Source organism: Ureibacillus terrenus, assembly GCF_006569205.1.
Taxonomy (GTDB): Bacteria; Bacillota; Bacilli; order Bacillales_A; family Planococcaceae; genus Ureibacillus; species Ureibacillus terrenus.
In genome coordinates, this window is the sequence record NZ_VIGD01000002.1 from 150,689 (window position 1) to 167,078 (window position 16,390).

The following is a 16,390-nucleotide window of genomic DNA, read 5'->3' on the forward strand; positions in this document are numbered from 1 at the left end:
CTCCCGCAAACAATAAACACAGGAGGGAGAATATGAAAAAAGCGGTTTTTTTGGACCGGGACGGCGTCATTAATGAAGTGCTGACCGGCCGGGTGAAATTTGTCAACAAACCGGAAGACTTTTATTTGTTGCCGGGTGTGCCGGAAGCGATCCGCAAGCTGAACGGGCATTTTGATTATATTTTTGTGGTGACGAACCAAGGCGGCGTAGGACTTGGTTTTTTGAAAGAATCCGAGCTTCGAAAGATTCATGGGCACATGATGAAGGAATTGAAAAAGCGCGGGGCCATCATCCATGATGTCGCCTATTGCCCCCATAGACCGAAAGCCGGATGCGCCTGCCGCAAGCCGGGTTCCAAAATGATCGAAGATTTGGCCAAAAAGTACAATGTCGACCTGTCCCAATCCTATATGGTGGGGGATACGGATACGGACATCCAGGCAGGGAAAAGGGCGGGGACAAAGACGGTGTTCATCGGCGAAGAGGAATCTTCGGCCGATGCCGTGTTTCCCGATCTGTTCAGCGCAGCGGACTGGATGATCGAAGATGCCCAAATGCATTAAATTTTCCTTTCTGCTGGAAACATGGTATAAAGGGTAAAGATGCAAAGCGGAAATCCCTGTTGGAACGATTGGATTCGCAATGGTCCGATCCGCCGCCGGGAATAAACCGGCCGCTCGTCTGCAACAATAAAATGAAAAAAGGAAGATCCGAATGAAATCTCGTCCTGGATGGAATTTTGACAACAGCTATGCAAAACTGCCGCCCATCTTTTATACAAAGCAAAAACCCGAGCCCGTCGCTTCCCCGAAGCTCGTCATGTTCAATGAATCGCTTGCGGAAGAATTGAATCTGCATCCCGGTGCCCTTCAATCGGAAAAAGGAGCCGCGATATTTGCCGGAAAGGATGTCCCGGAAGGGGCGGAGCCGATCGCCCAGGCCTACGCCGGCCACCAGTTCGGCCATTTCACGATGCTGGGGGACGGGCGGGCCATCCTTTTGGGGGAACATGTGGCCCCCGGCAACCGCCGGGTGGATATCCAACTGAAAGGCGCGGGGCGGACGCCTTACTCCCGCGGCGGCGACGGGCGGGCTGCCCTTGGGCCGATGCTCCGGGAATATATCATCAGCGAAGCGATGCATGCCCTCGGGATTCCGACGACCAGAAGCCTGGCCGTTGCGGCGACGGGAGAGAGAGTCATCCGCGAGCGGGTTTTGCCCGGTGCGGTGCTGACGCGGGTCGCCTCAAGCCATATCCGGGTCGGAACCTTTGAATTCGCGAGACAATTCGGGTCAAAAGAAGATTTGCGGGCCCTTTGCGATTACACAATTGGACGGCATTTTCCCCATCTTCTGAATGCGAAGAATCCGCCCCTTGCATTGTTGGAGGAGGTCATCCGGAAACAGGCATCCCTCATTGCCAAATGGCAGCTGGCCGGCTTTGTCCACGGGGTGATGAATACCGACAATATGGCCATAAGCGGCGAGACGATCGATTACGGTCCTTGCGCCTTTATGGACCGCTACAATCCGGAAACGGTCTTCAGTTCGATTGATGTTTACGGCCGCTATGCTTATGGAAACCAGCCGAAAATAGGCGGATGGAACCTGGCGCGGTTTGCCGAAGCGCTCCTACCGATCATTGATGAAAACAAGGAAAAAGCGGTCCGCCTTGCCCAGGAGGCGCTGGCGGAATATCCCGAAATTTATGTATCTTTCTATCTTGGCGGAATGCGCAAAAAATTGGGGCTTTTCGATGAAAAAGAAGAAGACGGAGCTCTCATACAGGAGCTGCTGCAATTGATGCAAGAGCATAAACAGGATTATACCAATACCTTCAGGGCGTTGACGTTGCAAAAATTTGAGGAGCCTTTCTTTCAAACGGCCGAATTCCGGGAGTGGCATCTACGGTACCTGGCGCGGATCAAATATCAGCATCCGGCGGAAACGGAAGAATTGATGAAGCGGCATAATCCTGCGGTCATTCCGCGCAATCACCGGGTGGAAGAAGCCCTGGAAGCGGCGGTGGAGCGGGGGGATCTTTCCTTGATGAAAAAGTTGTTGGCGGTTTTATCCGATCCTTATGCATATTCGGCGGAACAGGAGGAATACTGTACATTGCCAGAACATCCGGATGAACCGTATATTACGTATTGCGGTACGTAAAATTAGGAAGCAAACGGAGGAATCCATATGGAAAAAATCGAAGTTGGCGAAGTGTTTACAATCGGTGACGGCGAGCAGGAAGAAGAAGTGGAAGTGGTCGCGTCCATGACGGTGGACGGGCAGGATTATGTGGCGGTGGCGTTCACCGAAGATTTGCGCGATGATATTGAAGAGGATATCGAAGTATTTTTCCTGAAAGTCGATGAAGACGGAGATTTTGATGTAATCGAGTCCGACGAAGAATACGATAAAGTGGTGGAAGCCTTCGATGAAATATTGGAGGAAGAAGAGTGAAGCCTATGGGGAGCCTGGGAGCTCCCTTTATTTTGGTTTGGACGGGTTTTCGGGAAACGGATCCCCATCACAAGGCAGGTTCCTTTTTTGAAAATGGTGGTTATGGTAGTCTAACATTAGTAGACCTTGGATGAAGGGGATTTGAATCGTGCAACAAATTTTATCAATGGTGGTCGTACTTGCCGTCAGTCTGCTGGGCGTTTCGGTTTTTACAATATTCCATTTGCCGGTGCCTTGGCTTTTGGGGCCGATTTTTTTTGTTCTGATCAGCCAGTTTTTTATTAAAAAGATTCCCCTTTATTGGCCGCCCGTTTGCCGAAATCTCGGATTGATCATCGTCGGCATCGCCATTGGGCAAAGTTTTGATTTTGATGTTTTTTCGGGTATGGATTGGCTCATTGGAATCATGCTATTGGTAAATGTGATGGTATTGCTGTTCAGCGCAATTTTGGCGTTTGGACTTGTGAAAATGGGGAAATTATCTTTAAAAACCGCCCTGACCTGCACGGTTCCCGGAGGACTTTCGCAGATTGTCGCCTTTGCGGAGGAAGAAAAAGATATTGATTTGGCGGTGGTTACATACTTCCATGTCATTCGTGTGATTGCGATTGTCATCGGAATTCCCCTCTTATTGCACGTCCATGTGGCGGAAAGCGGGGAAGCATCCGCTTTCTCTTTTTCCTCAATGGGGGAATTGATTCTTCTTTTGGCTGCCGCGGCGGGTTCGGTGTGGGTAGGGAAGAAGCTGAAAATTCCGGTCCCTTACTTTTTGTCGCCCGTGCTGTTTGTCATTGGCCTTCAATTGTTTTCCGCAGGCACACCGGAAGTTCCCGGCATCCTGCTTCATTTCGCCCAATTGATGATCGGGGCCTACATTGGCCGATTATTGACTCCTGAAATGCTCGTATTGGGGAAAAGAGTGGTATTATGGGGGATTGCCACTACAGTGATGTTGCTCTTGTTCACTTTTGGGCAAGGATGGATGCTGATGAAGATGATGGGCTATGCTTTGACGACCAGCATTTTGAGCACGGCGGCAGGAGGGCTGGATCAGATGAGCCTGCTCGCAAGCGCCATCGGGGCGGATGTGACGGTCGTGACCATTTTCCAGATGTTCCGGATTTTGTTTATTTTCCTTGTGGTTTTGCCGTTGTTGAAAGCGGCTTGCCATTATATTGACAGGAAGAACGAAGGAAAAGTTTGAAGAATCTCAAAAATTGCTTTCCGCAAGTTTTATTTATACTATATATAGGAGAATTCTCATGGCTTTTCCAACCTACGGATTCGACAAACGACAAACCCGATTGTTGAAAGAGATGAAAAAATGGTATGATATATATTAGTTTAACATCGAAAATAACGGTTGTTTTTGATAAGGGGAATATGACATAAAATGAAGAACAAGAAACTGGAATCGTGGAAAAAAGCTGTGAAAACGGGAATTATCAAGTCGAATTTAATTCCGATGTTTGCCGCTTTAATGCTAGCCCTTTATACGTATCATTTAAGTTTTGTAGAAAATATCCCGAACATGATTTTTGCCCTTGTCGGAACGGCCTGTGTGATTGGTGCGGCCGGTCTTTTCAATAATATTTATGACCGCGATATCGACGCAAAGATGTCCCGCACCAAGTTGAGACCCACAGTGACAGGGGAAATCGATGTTCGTACTTCGATTGTGGTGGGCGTTGTTTTATTGGTTGCCGGCCTTGCCATATTGGCGTTGACGACATGGACCGCCGCGCTGCTCGGATTTCTTGGCGTTTTTTTCTATGTGGTGCCATATACGATGTGGACGAAACGGAGAACCATCTGGAATACGGAGGTCGGCAGCATTTCCGGCGCGATGCCTCCATTGATCGGATGGGCGGCCGTCGCTCCCGATATTTGGCATCCGGCCTGCTGGGCGCTCTTCATCATTATGATCATTTGGCAGATGCCCCATTTCTATGCTTTGGCCATCCGCAAGAAGGAGGATTATGCGGCGGCCAAAATCCCGATGCTTCCGGTGGTCAAAGGAGTCAAACGGACGTATATCCAAACCAACGTATATTTGATTTTGTTGATGCTGACCAGCTTTCTGTTCGTGCCTTTGAGCTGGGGGTTGACGCTTTCTTCCCTGACCCTTGGCGGCATTTGGCTGTGGATCAGCCTGGTCGGTTACCGCCAGATGGACGGCAATAAGTGGGCGAATCAAATGTTTGGCTACTCCCTCATCTATATGACGGCCGTATTCGCGACGGTCATCATCTATGCAGGAGTAGGCATCATGTTCCGTTGATCGGGAAAGAGAAAACCGAAAGCCTTATTCCGCTTTTGGTTTTCTTTTTGCCATGATGGCCCATTTCCGATTTGGACAGGATAAATGGTGGAAATTTATCAATATGTTGTAAAAAATGATAAAATATTAATAAAATATCACCGAATTGTGAACAGGTTTTTGATAAAAATGTGACACATGCTTCGCAAAAATACACAAGGGATGGCGAGGATGCTATAGTAGATTATGCAATGCAGAGAAAACTGTTGTGTATAAAAAATCGCTCTTTTAGTAACGGAAGATTCGCTCAATGAACCACAAAAGCGGATTCACAGATACATAAACGCCTCCCCTAGGATTGGTGCTTGGCACTTTGAAGGTGCCAGGCACTTTTTTAGCAGTTTTCGTTCGAAAGATAGACAATCTGGTTTTTTCCTTGCCGTTTGGCCATATATAGCGCGTGGTCGGCGACTTTGAGAAGCTGGGTGAATTTTTTTGCATAAGGAAGGCTGTTGGTGCAAACCGCCCCGATGCTGACGGTCAGATGGATGTCATGGGACGCATGGTTGATTTGGATTGAAGTAATTTCATTGTAGAGCTGTTTCGCTTTATCCATGATGGAGTGGGGAGGGCAATTTCTGAAGAGGACGATAAATTCATCTCCTCCGTATCGTCCGACAAGAATATTTTCTTTATCTTCATACGCCACTTTTAAGCAAGCTTGCGCCACCTGTTTAATCACTTCGTCGCCCAATAAATGGCCATAGGTATCATTGATGTGTTTGAATGAATCGATATCGATAATGACAAAGCAGATGTGCTGACCTTCCTTTTTCGCTTCTTTCAGCCATTTGTTGCAGGTTGTTTCCAAAAAATAGCGATTGTAGACTCCTGTCAGACTGTCCACATTTGCACGCTTTTCAATCGCCTTGATGCTTTGATGCACATCGAATTCCCTCATCTTGTAGGAGAGGCGGATCGAAAATAGCTTTTCCGCCATTTGGATATATTCCTTCAATGCCTCGTAAGCCTTCTTGTAGTCGCCCCGGGATTCATGGATTTCCGCAATTTCTTTCAAAATCGATTTTAATTTGATCTGGTTTTTAAAATCGGAATAAATTTTGAAAGAATCGTTTAAGAATTGCAATGCTTGATCGTGCTCGCCCTTGGAACGATGGAAAGAAGCTTTGACATGGAGAAAATGAGCTTTTTCATGAGGAAAATGATTGATATACTGGTTCAATGCAAGATGATCGATGATTTCCTCAGCTTTTGTCAATTCGTTCATGCCGATGTGGCACGATGCAATCGTCAAATAAATATGGCATTGCAGCAGGATTTCGCTGGGACAATGTTCTGCGCATATGTGCAGGGCTTTGGATGCATAGTCCAGAGCCTCTCCATATTTCCCTTCCTGCAATAAATAGTTGCTGTAAGTGTTGTAGCTGGTGCCGGCTTCACTGTACATTTCCAATTCTTCGGCGATCTGGATGCATTGCCGCATCGCTTCTTTCGCTTCTTCATAATTTTCTTCGTATTCATATATGAGCGCACTCAGGCGGTATAAATGATACTTGTCCCGGTCATCCCCGAATTCATTGCACAATAATTTATATTCAAGGATATGCTGAAAAGCCGTTTCAATGTCGCCCAAAAAATAATAGCAGCTTGAAAGATGTATGTGCGCGTTCATCATGGCTTTTTGGTCTTCGGTTTCTTTGGCCATTTCCAGCAATTCTTTTGCCGTGTCGATCGCTTTTGTGTATTTGCCGGCGGAAAAGAGGGTGTTCGTGAGATTTTCCAGCCTGGTTAAATGATGCCATTGGGTTTTCATTTGTTACCACCTCTCTTTGAAGGGGGAAGAAATGCTGTGCATTTCTTCCCCAATCCATATTATAAACTTCAAAGGAGTTACTAAATGTATACATTATTTGAAAAAATAAAGGTATTTTATAATTTTTTATTATATATGAAAAACAGTAAAAAATCCTTATACTGCCGGAATGTATTGATATGATGCGTTTCGTTTTTTTTAGAAAATGATAGGTCATTTTACCTGTTTGTCCAGTGATAATTTGGATACTTCGAATAAATAATCACAAAGGACGCGCAAGCCTTTATCGAAGTTTTCCAAATGGAAGTGTTCATTGGGCGCATGGAAGTTTTCCGTAGTCAGGCCGAAGCCCATGAGCACCACCGGAACTTTTAACATTTGGTCAAAGGCAGCGACAATCGGGATGGACCCTCCGCCGCGGGTGAATGCGGTAGGAGTCCGGTACACTTTTTCATAGGATTTGCTTGCCGTTTGAATTAATGGATGATCAAAAGGAGTCAGGTAAGGGGCTCCGCTGTCAAATTCGATCACTGTGACCGTTACGCCCTTCGGAGTGTGTTTTTCGATATGTTTGCGGAGAAGGGCGACAATTTTGTCAGGCTCCTGATCCGGTACAAGGCGGCAAGTGATTTTTGCCCCCGCTTTTCCAGGCAGGACCGTCTTGATGCCTTCGCCGGAGAATCCCCCGAAAATGCCGTTGATTTCCAATGTCGGACGCGCCCAGGTTCTTTCAAGGAAAGAGTAGCCCGGTTCTCCAAACAATTCATCCACGCCCAGTTCCTTTTTCAATGCTTCTTCGTCAAATTCCAGTTCCGCAAAGGCTTTGCGCTCCTCATCCGTAAGCGGTTTGACGTCATCGTAGAAGCCTTCCACCAGAATGTTCCCTTCCGAATCCCTGAAAGAGGCGAGGATTTCCACCAGCGCATGGACCGCGTTTTGCACTCCGCCGCCGTATAGACCTGAATGCAGATCGCTGTTAGCGCCTTGCACATCAATCTGGATTCCCGCAAGTCCCCGGAGTCCGTAGCAGATGGCCGGTTTTCCTGGCCCATGCATGCTCGTATCGGTGATCAATATAAAATCGGCCGACAATTTTTCTTTATTTTTTTCAATATAGGAAGGAAGATGTGGGCTTCCGATTTCCTCTTCCCCTTCATAGAGGAACTTCACATTGACAGGCAAGCTGCCAAGAACGTCAAAAAGGGCTTCGACGGCTTTTAATTGCATGAAGACTTGTCCCTTGTCATCGGACGCGCCGCGGGCATACAATTTATTTTCCCGTATTTCAGGTTTGAAAGGTTCGGATTCCCATAATTCCAGCGGATCCACCGGCTGCACATCGTAATGCCCGTAGAATAGCACAGTCGGCTTTCCTTCCGCATGAAGCCATTCGCCGTATACGACCGGATGGCCCCCGGTCGGATCGATGGACACATTTTCGATGTTCAATTGCTCCAGCTGACGTTTCAGCCAGTGGGCGGCCCGTTCGATATCCCGCTTGTGTTCGGAAAGGGAGCTGATGCTAGGGATGGATAAAAACTCGAACAGTTCCTGCAAATGCTTTTCGCGATTTTTTTTGAAATACTCGTCAAAACGCTCTAGTTCCATGTAAATCCTCCGATTCTCGTTAAATTTGCTAAAAATTAGTATACCACAGAAATCAAAAGACCAACCGATTATCGAAAAATTCAGATAAAATCATGAACATTATACAAAGATAACAGAAATCTTACATGAATGTAATGTAATTGAAAGCTAATCATATAGAGTGTAATACAAATTTTTGGGAAAATGGAGTCAGAAGAAAGGAAGTTCTGATGACGGAGGAATTAAACGATGAGCAATATTTGCGAAGTTTACGATGAGTTTAATCGATACATATATCATTTATGTTTGAAACTGACACGCAACCCTCTGGAAGCGGAGGATTTGATGCAGGAAGTCTGGGTAAAAGTGGTACGCAATAAAGAGCAGATGGAACACGTCGATCATGTCAAAGCATGGCTCACGACCATCACGATGAACACGTTCCGGGACCGGTACAGAAAAAGCGTCCGCAGAAGCAAATATGTATTAAGCCAACCTGAAACATTGGACGTTCCGATTTTGGACTTGGTTCCCAACAACGAAGTATCCACCGAGGAACAGATTGAAAAAGTGGTCGTGACAAAAATTGTGCAGGAAAAGATCAAGCAGTTGGACGTCATTTATCAAAAAACGCTATGGTATTTTTATGTAGAACAATATTCGTTGGCGGAGATTTCAAAATTGATGAAGGTGTCCATCGGCACGGTGAAATCCCGGTTGTTCCGAGCGAAGGCGAGATTGAAAGAAATTTTGTTGTCCGATTATAAATTGGAAGATGTGGTCGTGCCGGTGTAGCGAATTGTCCATGGGGCGGATGTTCAATGGAAATGGGGAAACAGGTATAGAAGCTTGTGGCCAGTGGCCGCAAGTTTTTTTATTAAAGATGGCAAATGCAAGCTGCTTGTCCATGGCAACTTGCATCTAACTAACTTTTACACATATGGTTGAACCCCTTTCTTATTTTTGGGAAGAACCTTCCAAACATTTCTCGAAAATTTTGTGCAATGTCCGGATTTCTTCATTTGTCAACATGCCGAACATGGATTGCACCAAAGCCATGACTTGTGTTTTGGATTCTTCCAATACCCTTCTTCCTTCCTGGGTAATGGCAATTTGGGAGACGCGCCGATCTTTTGAGCTTTGGGTTTTTTTGATGTAGCCGCCTTTCAGCAGTTTGGATGTTAATACTGTTACACCGCCCGTCGTAATTTTTAGCCGCTCCGCAATGACAGAAGGGCGTTTTGGACCTTCTTTTGCGAGCAAGTCCAATAGGAGAATATGTGTTTTCGAAAAACCTAGGTCATTGATTTGATTCCATTCGTTGGACCATTTGCGTTCCAGTGATGCCACCACTTCAAAGAGGGCAGAAATGGTATCATATCTTTGGTTATCCATTATTTTCATCTCCACTTTCATAAAATTGAGCAGGGGATTAGCTTGCGTTTTCTTCGGCATGTCTGATTAATTCGTTCAGTTCATATTCGCGGACTTTGCGAGGAATAAATCGACGGATGTCCATTTCGTTGTAACCGACCTGGATTCGTTTTTCATCGATGATGATTGGGCTGCGAAGCATGCGGGGATGTTCACGGATCAATTCATAAAGTTCCTGGATGGAAAGTTGATCGATGTCCACATCCAAATTTTTGAAGTCGTTTGAGTTTGTCGCGATAATTTCGTCGGTTCCGTTTTCCGTCATTCGCAAAATGTTTTTAAATTCGGATAATGTCAATGGTTGGGATGTAATGCGTTTTTCCACAAAAGGAATGTTGTGCTCTTTCAGCCATTTAATCGCTTTTCGGGATGAAGAGCAGCTGGATTGTGTGTAGATGGTAACTGTCATAGATACCGCCTCCTACTAAATTGGGTTTGAATGATAATTTTTTGTTATTTTTGATAACCAGCATTAATATCTTACAACTAAGATATTTAAAAGTCAATTTTAAATGAAAGTGGATGAACATAATGCATAACCATTTTTCTATTAATTAGTACGTTTTGATTGGGCGAAAGTTTCACTTTTTAATAGAAAATTTGATAGAATTTATTTTTTATTTGGTTAAGTTTCCAGGGCGCCCCATTTTATTTTTTCGTCGAAAGGGGGAGGGGGAGGATTCTTTCCTGCAAAGGAAAAGGACGCCGGAGAAGGTTGTTTCCGCCAGGGATATTTTTAGCTTTTCCAATTTTCCGGGGGATTAAAACCGCTCTTTTGCTAAAATTTCATCAAAAAAATAAATTGCCCGCGGTATTACAGTTCCGCGAGCAGACTGTTGAGCTCCGCAAGCCTTTTTTCCATGCGGGCAAGCCGTTCTTCCGCCTCCATGACAGAGTCGATATGGCCGGTATTTTCAAGCTTTTCGATATCGCCTTGCAAATTGATGTAGTCCATTTTGATTTCCATAATCTGCTGCTCAATCTCGCGTTTTGTCACATGCATTACTCCCATCTTTCCTTGGTCATCAAACTAATTCAATATTCTATCATAAATATGCTTGTTTTTCATACATCCAAGATGAAAATAGTAGATTCCGATGTTTAAAACGAGACGATATTATGGCGTTCATAGGCGAAATCCAAAAGCAGGGATTTGAGCGTTTCGTTGTTTTCATGGATTTCCAATTGAATTTGCTTACGGACGGCCCTTTCCCGTCTTGCTTCGTGCAGCAATAGTTCCATCACCGCGTTTTGGATATTGGATTGCTTCATTTTCCGACCCAATCCCAGGTTGATGAATCCGTTGTTTTCGCGGGGGAAGATATTGTTCAATTCCCGCTCGTTTTGGGCGCTGACGATGCATGGAATGCCTACGGCGGCCACCTTGTATGGAGTGTAGTTGGCATTGCAAATGACAATGTCCGCTTCCGGCAACAGTTTTTCGAGCGGTTTGTCGTCTTTGAATATTTTTGTATTTCTTCGGCTTAACGCCATCAATTGGAGATCGCTGACGGAATGCGGGTATTCACGGTCGATGGCTATTGTCACTTTTAGCGGGATTTGCAGGTGGGTCAAGTGTCTCAGTGTGCGGTATGTCAAGTTGTTGGGGTCTCCATCTTCATATGCTACAACAATATGTGGCGGATCGGATAATTCGTTGGAAACTCTCGATTCGGCAATGGATTTCAGTGTATCGCCAATAGCGAAGGCAAAGCTTCCTGCCAGAATATTTTGGGCCGTTGTTTCCCTCATTTCATCCAGGATGGCAAGAATATTGCCGTCCGCAAGTTCCGCGCCTTCGCCAAAATCATCGAAATGTACGAGCGTCTTGCAGAAAGGCCGTATCGTTTCCACATACTCGATTGTCGTATCTTTCCCGTCTTGTACAATTAAATCCGGCTGCAATTCTTTCAAATGGTTTATTAATTCATCGATATGGATATAAATTATTGGAGAAAGTTGTGCATCTGTAAAGATTTCCAGCGCCTCATCGGACGGTTTTTTCAGGAAAACGGTAACCTCTTCTTCTTTTAGCAGTTTTGCGAGAATGCTGGCTCTTTCAAATGGGTAATAGCCTTTCATGGCACTGTATTCCACAATAAAGGCGATTTTCTTTTTTGGTTTCTTACTCAATTCATTCTGCATACAATCCCATCCTTTCCCAATCATTATTAAGAATATGGCGGAATCTTCAAAAGTATGTGTGAAATCGGAGAAAAAGATTTTTAGTTTTCCAGAGTCCCGGAGCGGAAAATCGCAATGTTTTTCAGACAAAAGACTGAACTTTTTCGTTTGCATAACCGTTCCCTGTCGAAAGATTGGAGCATTTGCTACAATAAACAAATGGATGATCATTACTATATGGAGGACTTGCAACATGAAAATTCTGCTCGTAGATGGTACAGTTTTTGGGACAAAAACGGGTGCGCTATTGAGACAAGTGGAAAAATATATAAAGGAATTTGATTCCAGTTTGGAATTGGAAATATTGTACTTTTCAAAATTAAAACATCAAATCCTGGATGGCAGTCCGCTGAATGATGATATGAAGATGATGATTCAAAAATTTGAAGAGGCGGACGGTTATATCTTTGCAACGCCGATTTACCAGGCGTCCATACCGGGCGTATTGAAAAATGCGCTCGATATGTTGCCGCCGAAAGCATTGCGCTATAAGCCCGCCGCAATAGTGGCAAACGGCGGCACATTCCAGCACCATTTGGTGGTGGAAAATCAATTCCGGCCGATTTTGGATTATTTCCGCTGCCTGGTAACGCCCAACTATGTATATACCCATACATCCCATTTCAATGAAAATGATGAAATCATCGACCAGGACATTCATGACCGGCTGCGTGAACTGGCCCGCGTATTCGTTCAATACTGCAAATTGAGCCAGACTCTGGCGAAAGAACCGATCGACAACCATTAATATGGAAAAAAGATTTTTCCTTCCTTATGCAATCGGGGAATAAAAGCCTTTGAATCTTGGAATGCAAGATTCAAAGGCTTTTTTATTTTTTGGAGCGGGAACAACCGGAATTGCCGGTCCAAGGCACGGACATAACTAACATATGCACGGAGCGAATTAATCAGAAGCGGGTATGAGGGGATAGGCCGATTGGGTATCCTAAGAGATAAATCCGCATGTTCAGGCGCGGGATTGCTCTAACAGAGCTTTTTCAACACTTTTATCATTTATTCAAAAAAATCCGCAGGAAGATTGGAGATACAGCAATGACTTCACAAGAAACGCTTTCATGGGTCATCAGCCAATTCAACGATACATCCGAAGTCATACAAAAACATTTAAATTACGGAAATAAACAGGCGACCCTTCTGTTCATTAAAACGCTGATCGATCAGGAATTGTATCAGAAATACATCATCAATCCATTTTTCGAATTGCCTTCCCAGGAGCAGTATCACCTTTATTTGACGATGTTGCCGCAATTCCAGGAAGTCCCTTCCAAAGAGAAGGCGCTCCAATTCCTGCTGGAAGGGAATGTTCTTGTCGCCATTCAGGAGAAGTTGTATTCCATTGATTTCAAGTTGTCCAAAAACAGCGATGTCAATTCCACTTCCGTCGAAACGACCATCCATGGTTCCGAGCTGGCATTAAGCGACAATCTGATGACCAATATCAACATCATCCGCTCCTCTTATCACCAGCCGTCGCTGACCATCGAATATTACTTGAAAGGGGAAGTGAACAGGCCGAAAGTCGCCCTTGTGTACGACCAAAAAAAAGTGAGGAAAAAAGCGTTGCAAATGATCAAGGAAAAGCTGGATCGGATTGATAAACAAGTGATTACGGAGGCGTACGAATTCAACAATTTTTTAAATGATAAACGGTTTTCGCTGTTCCCTCAGATGATTTTGACGGAGCGCCCGGACCGTGTCGTCTACAATCTGGCGGGCGGGAAGGTGGTCCTGCTGGTGGACGGCAGCCCCCAATGCATGATGGCGCCTGCCGTGTTTTTCGATTTTTTGACAACCATGGAGGATGATTACCATACGTTGCTGATTTCCTATTATCTGAAGTTGCTGCGCTATCTCGGCATCTTTTTATGCATTCTGCTGCCCGGCATCTACATTGGGGCGGCATCCTTTTCGCCCGAGGTGTTCCGGACGGAGCTGATGCTGACCATAGCGGGCAGCCGGATGGGGGTTCCTTTTACTTCCTTCGTCGAAGTGCTGTTCATGCTGTTTTTCATGGAATTGCTTTTGGAGGCGAGTATCCGTTTGCCGAAAGCCATCAGTGCGACGGCCGCGACCGTTGGAGGTCTGATTTTGGGGACGGCGGTAACGGAAGCCGCCCTTGCTTCGAACATCATGGTCATCATTATTTCGGCCGTGGCCATTTCGACTTTTGTCATTCCGGTGAATGAAATGGCGTTTGCCATCCGCATCGTGCGGTTCCTTCTCATTTTGACGACAAGCATTTTTGGTCTGGCGGGGCTGACATTGGGCCTGCTCTGCATCATCATGTATCTGGTCAATCTCTCAAGCTTCGGGGAACCGTTTTTGAGACTGTATAACTACCGAAAAGGTGACAAGAATTCGGAGGGACAGGCGTGAGTCGGTTTTATTATTATTTGATTTTGATCAATATGATTGCCAATATCATTTCCGCTGTTCCTACCATTCTTTTGCGCTACAGCGAGGATGGGTCCGTTTCGGCTTTGATTTTGGGCGTTTTTTTGGGGACTGTGATCGTGGTCTTTTTTACGAAGTTCTTCAACGCCTTCCCGGGGATCACTTTTCCCGAGATGCTGGTGCAGACAACGAAAAAATGGTTTTATTACCCCTTATTGTTTCTGATGGCGATCATGTGGTTCCTGGCGGGGGTCAGCACGCTGATCACTTACACGTTCCTGCTCATCCGGTTTTTTACGCCGGATATCCCGCTTACGCTCATGGGGCTGACGCTGGTTTTATCGGTCATATTCGGATGTTTCATGAAGACCGACCGGGTGCTGTATACCATCGAAATCGTGTTTTTGATCAACTTCCCGATCATTGTGTTTATCATCTTCAAAGCCTATACGAGCAAGGATTTAAATTGGGATTTCATCAAGGAGGCGATGCTGCATGTGGTGGAAATGCCGAATGTCAATGCCGTCGCTGCTTGCATTTTTTTATCGCTGGGCGTGGTGAATCTTGTCATTTTCAACCGTTTCTTCACGCATAAACAGCATTTTGGCTTGAAACAAATCATCGTCATCGCTTTTATCGCTTCTGCGACGATTTTTACCACCTATTTTGTCCCGATCGGATTCCATGGCATAAAAGAGATCGACGAGCTTGTTTATCCGTGGATTGCGACGAGCGACTCGATGAGAATGAGGTTTTTTTTGATTGAGCGCCTGATTTATGTGTTTTTGCTTCTCTATTTGGGCATGGCCTTTTTGAGCATTTTGATCCACTGGCATGTATCGGTGGAATTGTTCAAGTTTATTTTCAAGCTGGAAAAATGGAAATATAAAGACTTGAACATCGGATATGGGATTCTGATTTTGTTGTTTGCCGCCAGTTCTTTATTTATCATCCTGACATTGTCGGAATACCAGCTGTTCCGGTATTCGGTTTACTTTTTTAATCTGACCGCCGTCATTTTTTTTCTCATGCCATTCCTATTTCTCTGGATACGTAGGAGGATGAAAGGTGCCGACAAAACAAAAGGGGAAAACTAGATTTTTCGTTCTGATCGCATTGTCGTTTTTGCTCTTCCTCTCCGGCTGCGGGGAGTTCAAAGATATTGATAAGATGGTGTTTGTTTCGATGATTGGCATTGATAAATCGGATAATCCCAAAAAACCTTACAAAATCATCTTAAAGCTTTATGTGCCGACGAGTTCTTTCAGGCAGAATCCGACACCCCAATATTCTTACCTCATCAAGGACGGAGAAACATTGGCGGAAACGATTGCGATACTGGAAGCCCATCTTGATAAGGAATTGGATTTTGGGCATTCGAAGCTGATTGTCCTGGGGGAGAAAATGATGGAAGATGAGAAGAACAAAGAAATTTTGGACTTTTTGATCCGGAGGCCGGATATTCAGATGATTTCCTATGTGGCGATGGGGAGGCCGAATGCCGAAGAAATTGTGAAATTTGTTCCGAACGGGGAAACGTCGTTGCAGCCGACACTCTTCAATTACTTTGGTAATACCGGAGCGGAAAGTTCATTCATCATCACCACCCATTTGTTTGATTTCAGGAGAACGATGAACGAGTATGGAATCGACCCGATTCTGCCCATTGTGGAAATCAATGAACCAGGGTCCCATTTTATCATCGATAAATCGATTATATTGGCAAAAGACAGGATTCCATACGAGCTGGATGCCGAGAAAACTTTGTTTGTGAAAATTCTTGCGGATTCCGCCAAAAGCGTGTTTTTTACTGTTGAGAGAGAAGGGGAGCATTTTGTGACCAGACTTGATAACATTAAGCCGAAATATCGGGTGGAACGGGACGGGAACCAAGTGACAATCCGGATCAAAATCAAATTGACCGGCATCATAACGGAATCGAGAAATACTTTGGATAATAGGAAATTGCCCGAATATAACAGAATGCTCGAGCAAGAAATGAAAGAAAAGTTGAACGCATTGATCGATGAAATGAAAATGAAAGGGTACGATCCGTTCGGTTTCGGGTTGAGGCTGCAGAGCCATACTTTGCCGAAAGACCGGATGACCGACCAGGAATGGAGAACGGCATTCAAAAATGCGAAAGTGGAAGTCGTTGTGAAATCCAATTTGAAAAGTACGGGAAGCATTCAGTAGGGGGAGGAGGCGGCCGGATT

At 45.1% G+C, this 16,390-nt stretch carries 16 protein-coding genes; 10 read left to right on the forward strand and 6 right to left on the reverse strand.

What is annotated here, in order from left to right:
* Positions 1 to 32 precede the first annotated feature (32 nt).
* From FKZ59_RS02760 to cyoE, 5 genes are all read left to right on the forward strand, one after another.
* On the forward strand, positions 33 to 563 hold the full coding sequence (locus FKZ59_RS02760) for a D-glycero-alpha-D-manno-heptose-1,7-bisphosphate 7-phosphatase (RefSeq protein ID WP_141601205.1): 531 nt from the start codon (positions 33 to 35) through the stop codon (positions 561 to 563).
* Positions 564 to 714: 151 nt separating this feature from the next.
* Complete coding sequence (locus tag FKZ59_RS02765) at positions 715 to 2,166, forward strand: protein adenylyltransferase SelO (protein ID WP_141601206.1); 1,452 nt, start codon at positions 715 to 717, stop codon at positions 2,164 to 2,166.
* A 27-nt stretch (positions 2,167 to 2,193) separates the two neighbouring features.
* Complete coding sequence (locus FKZ59_RS02770; RefSeq protein ID WP_141601207.1) at positions 2,194 to 2,460, forward strand: DUF1292 domain-containing protein; 267 nt, start codon at positions 2,194 to 2,196, stop codon at positions 2,458 to 2,460.
* 148 nt (positions 2,461 to 2,608) lie between these two features.
* A complete protein-coding gene (locus FKZ59_RS02775; RefSeq protein WP_141601208.1) occupies positions 2,609 to 3,664 on the forward strand; it encodes an AbrB family transcriptional regulator in 1,056 nt (351 codons plus the stop codon).
* A 189-nt stretch (positions 3,665 to 3,853) separates the two neighbouring features.
* On the forward strand, positions 3,854 to 4,741 hold the full coding sequence (gene cyoE / locus FKZ59_RS02780) for a heme o synthase (protein WP_141601209.1): 888 nt from the start codon (positions 3,854 to 3,856) through the stop codon (positions 4,739 to 4,741).
* A gap of 373 nt (positions 4,742 to 5,114) precedes the next feature.
* Here the strand turns inward: cyoE and FKZ59_RS02785 are convergent, their stop codons facing one another.
* Together FKZ59_RS02785 and FKZ59_RS02790 are read right to left on the reverse strand one after the other, a co-directional pair.
* A complete protein-coding gene (locus FKZ59_RS02785) occupies positions 5,115 to 6,554 on the reverse strand; it encodes a tetratricopeptide repeat-containing diguanylate cyclase (RefSeq protein WP_141601210.1) in 1,440 nt (479 codons plus the stop codon).
* Between the two features lie 213 nt (positions 6,555 to 6,767).
* On the reverse strand, positions 6,768 to 8,162 hold the full coding sequence (locus FKZ59_RS02790; RefSeq protein ID WP_141601211.1) for a dipeptidase: 1,395 nt from the start codon (positions 8,160 to 8,162) through the stop codon (positions 6,768 to 6,770).
* A gap of 228 nt (positions 8,163 to 8,390) precedes the next feature.
* Between FKZ59_RS02790 and FKZ59_RS02795 the strand changes: the two genes are divergently transcribed.
* Entirely contained in the window at positions 8,391 to 8,936 is a 546-nt protein-coding gene (locus FKZ59_RS02795; protein ID WP_141601212.1) for an RNA polymerase sigma factor, read from the forward strand.
* 162 nt (positions 8,937 to 9,098) lie between these two features.
* On the opposite strand, the gene FKZ59_RS02800 is transcribed toward FKZ59_RS02795, so the two are convergent.
* The 4 genes from FKZ59_RS02800 to FKZ59_RS02815 all read right to left on the reverse strand — a co-directional run bounded on the left by FKZ59_RS02800 (position 9,099) and on the right by FKZ59_RS02815 (position 11,720).
* Positions 9,099 to 9,536 (reverse strand): MarR family winged helix-turn-helix transcriptional regulator, encoded by a 438-nt coding sequence (locus FKZ59_RS02800; protein WP_141601213.1) that lies wholly within the window; start codon positions 9,534 to 9,536, stop codon positions 9,099 to 9,101.
* Positions 9,537 to 9,573: 37 nt separating this feature from the next.
* Positions 9,574 to 9,984, reverse strand: coding sequence for a transcriptional regulator Spx (gene spx, locus FKZ59_RS02805; protein ID WP_141601214.1), 411 nt, complete (start codon positions 9,982 to 9,984; stop codon positions 9,574 to 9,576).
* Between the two features lie 405 nt (positions 9,985 to 10,389).
* The gene (locus FKZ59_RS02810) at positions 10,390 to 10,578 is read right to left on the reverse strand and encodes an SE1832 family protein (RefSeq protein ID WP_141601215.1); all 189 of its coding nucleotides are present in this window, start codon (positions 10,576 to 10,578) and stop codon (positions 10,390 to 10,392) included.
* 98 nt (positions 10,579 to 10,676) lie between these two features.
* On the reverse strand, positions 10,677 to 11,720 hold the full coding sequence (locus FKZ59_RS02815) for a PseG/SpsG family protein (RefSeq protein WP_141601216.1): 1,044 nt from the start codon (positions 11,718 to 11,720) through the stop codon (positions 10,677 to 10,679).
* 232 nt (positions 11,721 to 11,952) lie between these two features.
* Here FKZ59_RS02815 and FKZ59_RS02820 point away from each other — a divergent pair, with 232 nt between their 5' ends.
* The 4 genes from FKZ59_RS02820 to FKZ59_RS02835 all read left to right on the forward strand — a co-directional run bounded on the left by FKZ59_RS02820 (position 11,953) and on the right by FKZ59_RS02835 (position 16,370).
* Complete coding sequence (locus tag FKZ59_RS02820; protein WP_141601217.1) at positions 11,953 to 12,507, forward strand: NADPH-dependent FMN reductase; 555 nt, start codon at positions 11,953 to 11,955, stop codon at positions 12,505 to 12,507.
* Between the two features lie 305 nt (positions 12,508 to 12,812).
* Positions 12,813 to 14,156: a spore germination protein gene (locus tag FKZ59_RS02825; RefSeq protein WP_141601218.1), complete on the forward strand. Its 1,344-nt coding sequence runs from the start codon at positions 12,813 to 12,815 to the stop codon at positions 14,154 to 14,156.
* On the forward strand, positions 14,153 to 15,271 hold the full coding sequence (locus FKZ59_RS02830; RefSeq protein WP_141601219.1) for a GerAB/ArcD/ProY family transporter: 1,119 nt from the start codon (positions 14,153 to 14,155) through the stop codon (positions 15,269 to 15,271). Before FKZ59_RS02825 ends, FKZ59_RS02830 begins: the two co-directional genes overlap by 4 nt.
* Positions 15,243 to 16,370, forward strand: a complete 1,128-nt coding sequence (locus tag FKZ59_RS02835) for a Ger(x)C family spore germination protein (protein ID WP_141601220.1) — start codon at positions 15,243 to 15,245, stop codon at positions 16,368 to 16,370. The genes FKZ59_RS02830 and FKZ59_RS02835 overlap by 29 nt, the downstream gene beginning before the upstream one ends.
* Positions 16,371 to 16,390 lie beyond the last annotated feature (20 nt).

Coding starts and splice junctions, on each gene's coding strand:
- FKZ59_RS02760 (WP_141601205.1), top strand. CDS start 33: ATGAAAAAAGCGGTTTTTTTGGACCGGGACGGCGTCATTAATGAAGTG.
- FKZ59_RS02765 (WP_141601206.1), top strand. CDS start 715: ATGAAATCTCGTCCTGGATGGAATTTTGACAACAGCTATGCAAAACTG.
- FKZ59_RS02770 (WP_141601207.1), top strand. CDS start 2,194: ATGGAAAAAATCGAAGTTGGCGAAGTGTTTACAATCGGTGACGGCGAG.
- cyoE (WP_141601209.1), top strand. CDS start 3,854: ATGAAGAACAAGAAACTGGAATCGTGGAAAAAAGCTGTGAAAACGGGA.
- FKZ59_RS02785 (WP_141601210.1), bottom strand. CDS start 6,554: ATGAAAACCCAATGGCATCATTTAACCAGGCTGGAAAATCTCACGAAC.
- FKZ59_RS02790 (WP_141601211.1), bottom strand. CDS start 8,162: ATGGAACTAGAGCGTTTTGACGAGTATTTCAAAAAAAATCGCGAAAAG.
- FKZ59_RS02795 (WP_141601212.1), top strand. CDS start 8,391: ATGAGCAATATTTGCGAAGTTTACGATGAGTTTAATCGATACATATAT.
- FKZ59_RS02800 (WP_141601213.1), bottom strand. CDS start 9,536: ATGGATAACCAAAGATATGATACCATTTCTGCCCTCTTTGAAGTGGTG.
- spx (WP_141601214.1), bottom strand. CDS start 9,984: ATGACAGTTACCATCTACACACAATCCAGCTGCTCTTCATCCCGAAAA.
- FKZ59_RS02810 (WP_141601215.1), bottom strand. CDS start 10,578: ATGCATGTGACAAAACGCGAGATTGAGCAGCAGATTATGGAAATCAAA.
- FKZ59_RS02815 (WP_141601216.1), bottom strand. CDS start 11,720: ATGCAGAATGAATTGAGTAAGAAACCAAAAAAGAAAATCGCCTTTATT.
- FKZ59_RS02820 (WP_141601217.1), top strand. CDS start 11,953: ATGAAAATTCTGCTCGTAGATGGTACAGTTTTTGGGACAAAAACGGGT.
- FKZ59_RS02825 (WP_141601218.1), top strand. CDS start 12,813: ATGACTTCACAAGAAACGCTTTCATGGGTCATCAGCCAATTCAACGAT.